This is a genomic window from Kitasatospora sp. NPDC051914, from assembly GCF_040680995.1.
GTDB lineage: Bacteria > Actinomycetota > Actinomycetes > Streptomycetales > Streptomycetaceae > Kitasatospora.
Map to the genome: position 1 here is coordinate 1 of NZ_JBFAXX010000032.1, position 12201 is coordinate 12201.

Below are 12201 nucleotides of genomic sequence, written 5' to 3' on the forward strand. Positions count from 1 at the left end.
TTTTTTGTTTTTGTTTTCGGGTTGTGTGGGGGTCGACCCCCCTCCCGCCCGCGGCCGCCCCGCTGGGGGGGCGCCGCCGCGCCCCCCCCCCCCCCCCACAACCAGGGGGAATGAACGATGGGTGCCGCACGCAGAATCGGGACGGCTGCGATCGCTCTGGCCGTGGCCGGGGCGCTGTCGGTGGGCGTTGCCGGAACGGCCTCCGCCGTCGAGCCGACGAAGGCCGCCGAGCCGGCGAAGGCCGCGGAGGGGGCGAAGGGCGGGCAGCCTGCGGCCGCACCCGCGCTGACCTCGGCCGCCCGCAGCGTGTCCGTGAAGTTCAACAACTGGACGGGCTGCACCCTCACCCGTGAGGAGTGGGGCCTCAACCACGGCATCTGGGCCCAGGAGCCGCCGGTCCGGATCTACGACCAGGGCCAGGGCTCCTGGGCGTCGGAGTCGAACGGCTTCGCCACCGGCACCGAGGGCTGGGCCCGGTTCTTCTCGGAGAACTGCGCCGACCCGGTGCTCAACGGCCGCCTGCTGCGGGTGCACTGGAACAACCCGTACGTCGGTTCCAACTCCTACGACTCCACCGGGACGGACCTGAAGTTCTACGTCTCGAAGAGCGGCGGGTCCGGCAACAACGCCTCGGTGCAGTTCTCGGCCTGGGGCCGCTGACCTTCGGCCGTCCGCCGTACGGGGGTCGGCGGACGGCCGAGGGCCGAGGAGCCCGAGAGGGCCGGTCGGGGGCAGGCCGCAGCGGGCCCGGCTCAGCTGTCGGGGGCGGCCTGCCGGGGCAGCGCCAGCACCACGGTGTCGGCGAACTCCCGTACCGCGCTGGTGCGGGAGACCACCCGACCGCCGTGCACCACCAGCCGGCTGTGGCCGCCGGCCAGGGCGCCGGGCAGGCTGTCGCCGCGCACCGCCAACAACTCCGCCGGGAAGCCGGCGTCCACCCGGACGGCGGGCAGGCCGAGCCCGATCCGCGCCTGGTTGGACACGGCGTCGTACGCCTCCTCCGGGGTGAGCACGCCGGAGGAGGCCAGCAGGTAGGCGGCCTCCATCAGGTCGGCCCGCGCGACCGGGGCGCAGAGATCGCGCAGACCGCCGCTGCCCGCCGCCAGCGGCACCCGTGCGTGGGTCAACTCCCGCACGACGGAAGGATGCAGGCCGCCGGTCGGGCGCTCGGCACCGGCGCAGCCGCCGTGCTGCGGCAGGCAGACCACCCGGACACCGGCACTGGCCAGCACGGTGGAGCCGCCGGGCGCCAGTGCATCGCACGGGCCGATCGTCACCCTAGGCCGCAGCGGCGCCAACGCGCCCATCATCCGCGCGAGTTGGGCAGGGTCGGCGGCCGAGCAGTGCAGGTCGACCGGGCAGTCGGCCTCGCGGGCCGCCTCCAGCAGCACCTGGACGTAGCCGAGCGGGTCGGGGTCGAGCTCCGGGCAGCCGCCGGCCGCTGCGGCTCCGAGGTCCAGGGCGTCGCGCAGCTGCGCCCGGCCGTCCGCGCCGGACCGGCCGGTGAGCAGCCGGGGCATGGCCACCGCCTGGAGCTCGGCCAGGCCGCGCAGCGCCTGCCCGGCGGTGAGGACCGCCTCCAGGCGGCCCAGCCCGTGCACGTCGCCGATCCTGACGTGGGTGCGCTGGGCGGTGGCGCCGTAGGCGAGCGAGGTGAGGGCGGCCTCGGTGACCCGGCGGACGAGTTCGGCCGTGCCGCTCGGCGGCGGCCCGGGCAGGGAGGCGGAGAAGGCGGTGTCGTGGTGGGCGTGCGCCTCGGCCGGGGCGGGCAGCAGCAGGTAGCCGGTGAGGTCGATGCGGGCCCCGGTGGTGACGGTGGGCGTGCCCGGCATGGCCTGCAGCGGGCCGAGGCTGCCCGGGGTGCCGACGGCCTGGATGCGGTCGCCGCTGATCCGGACGTCGACGACCCGCCCGTCGGCGAGCCGTGCGCCGGCGAGCAGCAGGACGGGGCCGTGGGCGAGCGGGTCGTCGCCGGACGGGCCGGAGTCCGGTCCGTCGGAGGGTGCGCTGTCCCCGGTCATCGGCCGCTCCTCCACGTCGCGCTGCCCCGCGGGCCCGGCAAGATCCGTGAGGCACACCCTAGGCCGAGGTCGGGCGGGGAGCGCGCAGGCGGGGGAAAGTCGTATCGGCGGGGGCCGCAGGGGCGCGGACGCCCTCGAACGGCCGTACCGGGGCCGAGCACCTGCGCGGCCCGCCCGACCTGCGATCTTCCGGGTCGGATACGGATTTCACCTCTGGCCCGGAACCGTGTAATCTCTTCCTCGTTCGCCCCTATAGCTCAGTCGGTAGAGCGTCTCCATGGTAAGGAGAAGGTCTGCGGTTCGATTCCGCATGGGGGCTCTGGTGAAAGACCCTCCGCCTCGGCGGGGAGTCGGTCATCAAAGCGGTGTAGCTCAGTTGGTAGAGCAAGCGGCTCATAATCGCTGTGTCACCGGTTCAAGTCCGGTCACCGCTACCCCGCGTAGTCGATCGGGGGGTCAAACTCCCGATCGGCTACACTTGTCTGTGTTCTTATTCGTTGTCCCAGGAAGGCACTCCCGTGGCTGCCACCGACGTCCGCCCGAAGATCACGCTGGCCTGCGTGGAGTGCAAGGAGCGGAACTACATCACCAAGAAGAACCGGCGCAACGACCCGGACCGTCTTGAGATGAAGAAGCACTGCCCGCGCTGCAACGCCCACACGGCGCACCGCGAGACCCGCTGACTTTGCCTCGACTCCAGGCCGCTCCCCCGTGCGGGGCGCGGCCTGGAGTCGTTTTCGCATGCCTTCATGACGGTCGACCAGAGGAGTTGCCCATGCCGCTCGACCCCTCCTTCATCGGGCGGACCTATCCGCCCACCGCGCCGTACGAGGTCGGCCGGGAGAAGATCCGCGAGTTCGCCGTGGCGATCGGTGACGCCAATCCCGCGTACACCGACCCGGAGGCCGCCAAGGCGTTCGGCCATTCGGATGTCATCGCGCCGCCGACCTTCCCGTTCGTGATCACGTACGCGGCTGCCGCGCAGGTCGTGACCGACCCCGAACTGGGTCTGGACTACAGCCGGGTGGTGCACGGCGACCAGAAGTTCGCGTACACCCGCCCGGTGCGGGCCGGCGACCGGCTGACCGTCACCGTGACCATCGACTCGATCAAGTCGCTGGCCGGCAACGACGTGCTGTCGGTGCGCGGCGAGGTGAACGACGAGTCCGGCGAGCACGTGGTGACGTCGGTCATGACCCTGGTCGCGCGCGCGGCCGACGAGGCGGGGGAGTGAACCCGATGGCGATCAGCTTCGACGAGGTCGAGGTCGGCACCGAGCTGCCGGCGCAGTCCTTTCCCGTGACGCGCGCCACTCTGGTGCAGTACGCAGGCGCCTCCGGCGACTTCAACCCGATCCACTGGAACGAGAAGTTCGCCCTGGAGGTCGGCCTGCCGGACGTCATCGCGCACGGCATGTTCACCATGGCCGAGGCGGTCCGCGTGGTGACCGACTGGGTCGGCGACCCGGCCGCAGTGGTCGAGTACGGCGTCCGCTTCACCAAGCCGGTGCCGGTGCCGAACGACGGCGTCGGCGCGGTGATCGAGGTGTCCGGGAAGGTCGCGGCGCTGCTGGACGACCGCCGGGTGCGGGTCGACCTGCTGGCGACCAGCGGCGGCCAGAAGGTGCTGGGCATGTCCCGGGCCGTGGTGCAGCTGGGCTGAGCATTCGAGGTGAGGGGCGGGTCCGCCGGCGGCGGGCCCGCCCCTTCGTCTTCCGTGGTGCCGGTCCCCGGACATGCGTCCTGGCTCCCCCTCGTTGCGGGCAGGCGGTCGGCGAGCGGTCCACGGGTCGGCCGCGGCGCTCTGACGTGACCATAACCAGCTCGCCGAGCGGGCGGCAAGGCGTCGTTGAACGCTTGACGACGCGTCCGCCGGCGTCCGGGGGCCGCCGCAGCTGCCGCATGCTCAGTCGCGGCAAGGCGCGTGCGTATTCGAAGCACGGTCGGACGGTCCGTCATTTTTTATTTATTCGGCCGGAGTTCAAGAACAATGTTCCTTCCGGTCAGTACATTTCCTGTGCGTTGCAGGGGCGTTGATTTACGCGGAATTGGTTGCACGCTCGAACGGCGCTCGCGTACGGTCCTGACCCGGGACGAGGCGGAGTGTTCGCCACCGCTCCCGCCGTCACCGTTCACCCATCGACCGAGACGCCGCAGTGCCGGATTTCTCGCAGGTCAGGCCTGCTTGTGCCCGGATGCGGCCCCGTCGCGCCATCGTGTGAGAAGCCCTGAATCCGCGTCTGCTGCGCATCGCGAGCGTGTGATTCCCGGCTGCCCTCCCGCTGCTTCGGCTTTGCCGCCGATTTACCTGCGGGAGTTCCCGGAAATGTTCCGCCCGGACGAAATCACCGTACCCTGGGGAAGGACCGACCGTGCCTGTCGTGACCGCCGTTGAGGCCCAGCAGTGGCTGATCGAGAAGATCGCCCACCGGCTCGGAGTGCCGTCGGAGGACGTCCCGCCGGAGCAGTACTTCGACGAGCTCGACCTCGACTCCACCGAGGCGCTCATCCTCGCCGGGGAGATGGAGAACTGGCTCGGCTTCGAGCTCGGGACGACCACCCTCTGGTACCACCCGAGCATCAAGGACCTGGCCGAGTACATCGCGGAGGAGTCCGCCGCACGAGCCGGGGAGAACCATGCGGCCTCGGCGTGACGCCGGCCCCGCCGTCGTCCACCGGCTCGCCGAACCGGCGGACGGCGGGGGCACGGTGTACCTCGTCCACCCCGGGGCCCTCGCCGCGACCGTCCACCGGACCCTCGCCGCGGCGCTGCCCCCGGGCACCGGCCTGACCGTCCTCGACCTGTCCGCCCTGCCGGCCTACTGGGAGGCCGCCCTCACCGGCGGCCGGGCCGACACCAGCATCGAGGAACTCGCCGACCGCATCGGCGAGGAGCTGGCCGCACTGCACGACGGCGGCCCGTACGCCCTGGCCGGCTGGTCCTTCGGCGGCGTCGTCGCCCAGGCGCTGGTCGGGCGGATGCCCGCCGGCCGGCGCCCCGAGCGGCTCGTCCTGCTGGACAGCATCGCGCCCACCCCGGAGTACCAGCAGCCCGACGACGCCCTCGAACCACCGCTGCTGCTCGGCTGGTTCGCGATGTACCTGGGCGCCAAGCGCGGCCGCCCGGTGACCGTCGACGAGGGCCGGCTCGCCGGCTGCAGCACCGAGGACGGCCTGCGGCTCGTGCTCGCGGCCGCCGCCGGGAGCGGCGCGCTGCCCGCGGACACCCCGCCGGCCGGCCTGCGCAAGCTCTACGACACCTACGTGGACGGCCTGTTGCGCAACAACCGGCTCACCGCGCCGTACACCGCGCGCGCCTGCGGCGTGCCGCTCGTCCTGGTGACCGCCGAACGCAGCCTCCTGCCGGGCGACCGCACGCTCGGCTGGGAAGCGCTCGCCCCGCACGGGCTGGACGTCCACCACTGCCCCGGCGACCACTACACCATGCTCGACCGACCGGACGCCGCCGCCGTGATCGCGCGCCTGCTCCGCCCCGCCGCCCCCGCGCGGCGCACACCCGTACCGAAGGTCTGACGCAGGCCGTTCCGTACGGGCCCCGGCCGACCGAACCCCGGCCGGTGCCCGGCCCTCCGAGACCGAGAGAGCCTTGCCGTGAACACCTCGAAGCCCACCAACCCCCTGCCCGACGCGGAGCTCGGCCGCCGGCTCGCGGACGAGCCGGTCGCCATCGTCGGCCTCTCCGCGCTCTTCCCCAAGTCCCGCGACCTGCGCGAGTTCTGGGGCAACGTGATGTCCGCCGCCGACTGCATCGAGGACGTGCCGAGCACCCACTGGGACGTCGCCGAGCACTACGACCCCGACCCGGCCGCACCCGACAAGACCTACGCCAGACGCGGCGGCTTCATGCCCACCGTCCCGTTCAACCCGATGGAGTTCGGCCTGCCGCCGACCACCCTGGAGGTCACCGACGTCCTCCAGCTGCTCAGCCTGGTCGTCGCCCGCGACGTGCTGCGCGACGCCGGCGCCGACCGGCCCTGGTACCGGCCCGAGCGCACCGGCGTCGTCCTCGGCGTCACCGGCGCCAACCAGCTCACCCAGCCGCTCTCCGCCCGGCTGCAGACCCCCGTGCTCAAGGAGGTCGTCCGCAGCTGCGGCCTCAGCGAGCGCGACGCCGAGGAGATCGCCGAGAAGTTCAGACTCGCCTTCGCCCCCTGGGAGGAGAACTCCTTCCCCGGCATGCTCGGCAACGTCGTCGCCGGCCGGATCGCCAACCGGCTCGACCTCGGCGGCACCAACATGACGATCGACGCCGCCTGCGCCAGCTCGCTCGCCGCCACCAAGGCGGCCGTCAGCGAACTGCTGGAGCACCGCGCCGACACCATGATCGCCGGCGGCTGCGACGCCGAGAACACGATCTTCATGTACCTCTGCTTCAGCAAGACCCCCGCCTTCTCCAAGGCAGGCCGCATCCGCCCCTTCGACAAGGACGCCGACGGCACCCTGATCGGCGAGGGCATCGGCATGTTCGCCCTGCGCCGCCTCGCCGACGCCGAACGCGACGGCAACGAGATCTACGCCGTCGTCCGCGGCATCGGCTCCTCCAGCGACGGCCGCTTCAAGTCCATCTACGCCCCCCGCAAGGAGGGCCAGATGGTCGCCCTGCGCCGCGCGTACGAGGACGCCCGCTGCACCCCCGACAGCGTCGAACTCTTCGAGGCGCACGGCACCGGCACCGCCGTCGGCGATGCCACCGAACTCTCCGCCCTCGCCGCCGTCGTCGCCGACACCACCGCGGAGCGGCAGTACGCCGCCGTCGGCAGCGTGAAGTCCCAGATCGGCCACACCAAGGCCGCCGCCGGCGCGGCCGGCGTGATCAAGCTGGCGCTCGCCCTGCACCACAAGGTGCTGCCGCCCACCATCAACGTCGACGAACCCAACCCCGCCATCGACTTCACCGGCGGCCCGTTCTACGTCAACACCGAGAGCCGCCCCTGGATCAAGGACCCGCAGCGCGCCGAACGCCGCGCCGCCATATCCTCGTTCGGCTTCGGTGGCACCAACTTCCACTTCGTCCTGGAGGAGCACGGCGACGGCGGCGACCTGCAGGTGATGTTCCCCGTCGCCAAGGCCCACCTCTGGCACGCGCCCGACCCCGCCGCTCTCGCCGCCCTCCTCGCCGACGGCGCCCCCGCCGCCACCGGACCGGCCCCCGCCGACCACGCCCGGATCGCCCTCGCCGCCCGCGACGCCGCCGAACTCGCCGAACTCCGCACCCTCGCCGCCGAGGAACTGCGCGTCGCACCGGACGCCGTCGACTGGGCCCACCCCCGCGGCATCTGGTACCGCCGCCGGGCCGCCGACCCCGGCAAGGTCGGCGCCCTCTTCGCCGGCCAGGGCAGCCAGTACACCAACCCCGGCCACCGCGCCGTCCTCGCCCTGCCCCCGCTGCGCGCCGCCTTCGACCGCGCCAACCGCGAGTTCGCCGGCACCGAACTGCTCTCCCGGGTCGCCTTCCCGCCGCCCGCCTTCTCCGCCGCGGCCCGCAAGGCCCAGGAGGAGTCGCTGCGCCGCACCGAGTACGCCCAGCCCGCGATCGGTGCGCTCTCCGCCGGCCAGTACCGCTACCTCGGCGAACTCGGCTTCACCGCCGACGGCCACCTCGGCCACAGCTTCGGCGAGCTCACCGCCCTCTGGGCCGCCGGATCGCTCACCGACGACGCGTACTTCGCGCTCGCCCGGGCCCGCGGTGCCGCCATGGCCCCGCCCGCCGACCCGGACTTCGATGCCGGCGCGATGGCCGCCGTGAGCGCCGGCGACGCCGAGGTCGCCGAACTGCTCGCCGACCACCCCGACCTGGTGGTGTGCAACCGCAACGCCGCCGACCAGATCGTGGTCGGCGGGCCGACCGCCGCCGTGGAGCGGCTGGTCGCCTCGGCCGGCGCGGCCGGGGTACGGATCTCCAGACTGCCGGTCTCCGCCGCCTTCCACACGCCGTTCGTCGGCCACGCCGTCGAGGCCTTCCGCTCCGCCGTCGACCGGGTGGAGGTCCGCCCGCCGGGGCAGCCCGTGTACGCCAACACCCCCGGCGGCCGGTACGGCGAGGACACCGCCGCCAACGCGCAGCTGCTCGCCGAACAGCTCCTCAACCCCGTGCACTTCGCCGACCGGGTCGAGGAGATGTACGCGGCCGGGTTCCGCACCTTCGTCGAGTTCGGCCCCAAGGGCGTCCTCACCCAGCTGGTCGACCGCATCCTCGGCGACCGCCCGCACCACACCGTCCGGCTGGACGGCGGCCCCGGCGCCGACGCCGACCTCGCACTCAAGCGGGCCGTCGCCCAACTGGCCGTCCTGGGACTGCCGCTGGAGCTCGCCGACCGCTATGTCGCAGCCGCCCCGGAGGCGGTGCCGGCCAAGGGCATGACGGTGCCGCTGAACGGCATCAACCACGTCTCCGACAGCCGCCGGGCGGCCTACCGCGACGCGCTGGAGAACGGCTACCGGATCACCCCGCAGGCCGCGCCGTCGGCGGTCGTCGAGAAGGCCGCCGCTGTCCCGGTGGACGCCCCTGCCCCTGCACCTGTGCCCGCACCTGCACCCGTCCCTGTTCCTGTTCCCGCCCCCGTGGCGCCCGTCGTCCAGGAGAACGAGCCCGTGGACCACGACCACGCCGCTGCGGCGTCGTCCGACCGACTGCCCGAACTGATCGCCGACCACCTGGCGCTGCACGACGACTACCTCAACGGCCAGCTCCAGAGCGCCCAGCGGCTCGCCGGGCTGCTGGAGAACGCGGCCGGACAGGGCAGGGTCGACGAGGTCCTGGCGGGCGTCACCGCCGTCAAGGAGCACGGCCTCGCCATCGGCCGCACCCACCTGCGGGCCAACGAGATCCTGCGCGACCTCGCCGCCCTGGAACTCGGCGCACCCGGCACCGCCCCGGTGGCGCCTCCGGCCCCCGCCACGGTCCCGGTCCCGGCGGCGGTCCCCGCGCCCGCCCCGGCGACCGCGCCCGCTCTGCCTGCGGCTGCTCCGGTGGCGGAGTACGTGCCGGTGGCCCCGGAACCACTGCCCGCTCCGGCGGAGCTCCCCGCGGCGCCGGTCGCCTCGGTCGCCGTTCCGGTGGCGTCTGTGAGTGGGGACGAGGTGGCTGCTGCGCTGTTGGAGGTGGTGGCGCAGAAGACGGGTTATCCGGCGGAGATGCTCGAGTTGGGCATGGATGTCGAGGCTGACCTGGGGATCGATTCGATCAAGCGGGTCGAGATCCTGGGTGTGCTGTCGGAGCGGTTCCCGAGTGAGGTGCCGGTCGGTCCGGAGCAGTTGGGTGAGCTGCGGACGCTCGGGCAGATCGTGGAGTTCATGGTGGGGGTGGCGGGTGCTGCCCCGGCTGCGGTCCCCGCGTTCGGTGCCTCCGAGGTGGCTGCTGCGCTGTTGGAGGTGGTGGCGCAGAAGACGGGTTATCCGGCGGAGATGCTCGAGTTGGGCATGGATGTCGAGGCTGACCTGGGGATCGATTCGATCAAGCGGGTCGAGATCCTGGGTATGCTGTCGGAGCGGTTCCCGAGCGAGGTGCCGGTCGGTCCGGAGCAGCTCGGCGAGCTGCGGACGCTCGGACAGATCGTCGACTTCATGACCGGCACGCTCGGCGGCACTGCCGCTCAGGCCGCCGCTGCGCCGGCCCCTGTCCAGTCGGCCCCCGTCCAGTCGGTGCCCGCTCCGGCGGTCCGTACGGAGCCGTCCGGGCCGGCCGGTGCGATCGGCCGGGCGCAGGCCGCCCTGCTCGAACTGCCCGCCCCGGACGTCCTGGTGGGTGCCTACCCGGAGGGGGCGGCAGTCCTGCTGGTCGACGACGGCGGGGAGTTGGTGCCGCCGGTCGCTGAGCGACTGCTCGCGCAGGGCCGGCAGGTCCGGGTATTGCGGCTGCCGTCGGTGGACCGCCGGATCGACGGCGCCGAGGACCACCCGCTGACCGGCTGGGGAGTCACCGAACTGGCCGAGCGCACCGAGAAGTTGCTGGACCGGCCGGTTGCGCTGGCGGTCGTCTTCGCCACCCGTCGGGACACCGACTGGGCGGACGGCGTCCGGCGGCTCTCGCACGGGCTGCTGGTCGCCAAGCACCTGGTGGAGCCGCTGACCCGGGCCGCGTCCGCCGGGCGGGCCGGGTTCGTCACGGTGACCCGGCTGGACGGTGCCTTCGGCCTGACCGGTGTCGCTGAGGAGCTCGTTCCCGCCGGCGGCTACGGCGGCCTGGTCAAGACGCTGGCGGTGGAGGCGCCCGAGCTGTTCTGCCGGGCCGTCGACCTGGCGCCCGGGCTCGCCGACCGCACCGCCGCCGACCTGGTGCTCGCGGAGATCAACGACGCCTCCGCCGAGCACGTGCAGGTGGGTCTGGACGGCCGCCGCCGGGTCGCCCTGACGCTGGCGGAGCGGCCCACCGGCCTTGCTGCGGCGCCCGGTTCGTCCACCGCGGCCGCGGTGGGCCCGGAGGACCTGCTGGTGGTCACCGGCGGCGGGCGCGGCATCACCGCCCGCTGCGTGGCCGACCTGGCCCGGGCGCACCGTCCCGGCCTGCTGCTGCTCGGCCGTACCGCGCTCGGCGAGGAGCCGGCCTGGGCGGCCGGGGTGACCGGCACCGCGGAGCTCAAGGCGGCGGCCGTGGCCCGGCTGAAGGCCGAGGGCGAGAAGCCCACCCCGAAGCGGGTGGAGCAGCTGTACCGCGCGGTGGTCGGCGAGCGGGAGGTCCGGGAGACGCTGGCGGAGCTGAAGGCCGCCGGGTCGCAGGCCGAGTACCTGGCGGTGGACATCACCGATGCCGCGGCGACCGCCGCCGCGCTGGCGCCGTACGCGGGCCGGGTGACCGGTCTGGTGCACGGGGCGGGGGTGCTGGCCGACCAGCTGATAGCCAACAAGCGGGCCTCGGAGGTCGAGCGGGTCTTCGCGCCGAAGCTCGGCGGGCTGCGCGCGGTGGTGGAGGCGCTGCCGGCCGAACGGCTGCGGCACGTGCTGCTGTTCTCCTCGGTGGCGGGCTTCTTCGGCAACCAGGGCCAGTCCGACTACGCGATGGCCAACGAGGTGCTGAACGCCTGGGCGAGTTCGTTCCGGCGCCGGCACCCCGGGGCCCGGGTCACCGCGCTGAACTGGGGCGCGTGGGACAGCGGCATGGTGTCGCCGCAGATCAAGGCGGTGTTCCAGGAACGCGGCATCACACTGATCCCGGTGGGGACCGGAACGTCCCTGTTCACCGGCCAGTTCGCGGCGGAGCGCGCCGACGACACGGTCACCGTGCTCGGCCCGACCACCCCGCTGTCGGTGCGCGGAGACGCCGCGCCGACCACTGCCGCGGTGCTGGAGCGCCCGGCGGCGGCGCTGGCCGCCGAACCGATCGTCGCCGACCACGTGATCGGCGGGGTACCGGTGCTGCCGGCCGCGCTGGCGCTCGGCTGGGCGGTCGGCGCGGTGGAGCGGCTCGGCGGCGGGACGGTACGCCAGGTGCGCGACTTCGCGGTGCACAAGGGTGTGGTGTTCGACGGGTCCCTGCCGGAGCGGCTGCAGCTGGCCGCGACCCCGGCGGGCGACCGGGCCAGCACCGAGGTGGTGATCCGCTCGGTCGGTGCCGACGGGGCGGTCCGTCCGCACTACGCGGCGACCGTGGTGCTGGGCAACGACCCCGCCGACGAGCTCAACCACCCGACGCTGGCCGGGCTGCCGGCCGCGGGCGGCGGACGCGACGCGGCCGGCCTCTACGCGGACGGCACGCTCTTCCACGGTGCCGCGCTGCAGGGCATCCGCCGGGTGCTGGCCGAGGACGAGTCCCGGCTGGTGCTGGAGTGCGCGCTGCCCGAACCGCCCGCCGCCCAGGGGGCGTTCGCCGGGAAGCTGTACCGGCCGGGCGCGACCGACCTGCTGCTGCAGGCGGGCCTGGTCTGGATGCGGCTGTTCCGCGCCACGGCGAGCCTGCCGCTCTCGGTGGCCCGCGCCGAACTGCACCGGGCCCCGGAGGACGGCGAGACCTTCCTCGCCGTCGTCGAGCCGGCCTCGGTGAACGGCACCTCGGCGAGCCTGACGGTCACCGCGGTCGGCCGCGGCGGGCGGGTCCTCGCCCGGCTGAGCGGCGTCAGCCTCGTGTCGACCCCGCAGCTGGCCGCGAAGTTCGCCCGCAGCTGACGCACCCGACCGGGCAGGTCCGGCCGGCCGCCACCGTACGGCCGGCCGGACCGCCTCACAGA

The 12201-nt window shown here is 73.6% G+C and carries 8 protein-coding genes and 2 tRNA genes; 9 read left to right on the plus strand and 1 reads right to left on the minus strand.

From position 1 onward, the window contains the following. Positions 1-117 precede the first annotated feature (117 nt). Positions 118-660 (plus strand): aegerolysin family protein, encoded by a 543-nt coding sequence (locus AB0M03_RS21400; RefSeq protein WP_363493199.1) that lies wholly within the window; start codon positions 118-120, stop codon positions 658-660. Positions 661-752: 92 nt separating this feature from the next. Here AB0M03_RS21400 and AB0M03_RS21405 read toward each other — a convergent pair whose 3' ends face one another. Next, a complete protein-coding gene (locus AB0M03_RS21405) occupies positions 753-2021 on the minus strand; it encodes a hydrolase (protein ID WP_363493201.1) in 1269 nt (422 codons plus the stop codon). A gap of 246 nt (positions 2022-2267) precedes the next feature. On the opposite strand from AB0M03_RS21405, the gene AB0M03_RS21410 reads away from it, so the two are divergent. The 8 genes from AB0M03_RS21410 (at position 2268) to AB0M03_RS21445 (ending at position 12139) form a co-directional block, all read left to right on the plus strand. Next, positions 2268-2340 (plus strand) — tRNA-Thr (locus AB0M03_RS21410). 42 nt (positions 2341-2382) lie between these two features. Next, positions 2383-2455: transfer RNA gene (locus AB0M03_RS21415), tRNA-Met, on the plus strand. 84 nt (positions 2456-2539) lie between these two features. Then, positions 2540-2704 (plus strand): 50S ribosomal protein L33, encoded by a 165-nt coding sequence (gene rpmG, locus AB0M03_RS21420; RefSeq protein ID WP_004571794.1) that lies wholly within the window; start codon positions 2540-2542, stop codon positions 2702-2704. Positions 2705-2796: 92 nt separating this feature from the next. Beyond that, complete coding sequence (locus AB0M03_RS21425; RefSeq protein ID WP_363493203.1) at positions 2797-3255, plus strand: MaoC family dehydratase N-terminal domain-containing protein; 459 nt, start codon at positions 2797-2799, stop codon at positions 3253-3255. A 5-nt stretch (positions 3256-3260) separates the two neighbouring features. Next, complete coding sequence (locus AB0M03_RS21430) at positions 3261-3683, plus strand: MaoC family dehydratase (RefSeq protein ID WP_363493205.1); 423 nt, start codon at positions 3261-3263, stop codon at positions 3681-3683. Between the two features lie 718 nt (positions 3684-4401). Further along, a complete protein-coding gene (locus AB0M03_RS21435) occupies positions 4402-4674 on the plus strand; it encodes an acyl carrier protein (protein ID WP_363493206.1) in 273 nt (90 codons plus the stop codon). After that, positions 4658-5554 (plus strand): thioesterase domain-containing protein, encoded by an 897-nt coding sequence (locus AB0M03_RS21440; RefSeq protein WP_363493208.1) that lies wholly within the window; start codon positions 4658-4660, stop codon positions 5552-5554. The genes AB0M03_RS21435 and AB0M03_RS21440 overlap by 17 nt, the downstream gene beginning before the upstream one ends. A 78-nt stretch (positions 5555-5632) precedes the next feature. Next, positions 5633-12139: an SDR family NAD(P)-dependent oxidoreductase gene (locus tag AB0M03_RS21445; RefSeq protein ID WP_363493210.1), complete on the plus strand. Its 6507-nt coding sequence runs from the start codon at positions 5633-5635 to the stop codon at positions 12137-12139. Positions 12140-12201 lie beyond the last annotated feature (62 nt).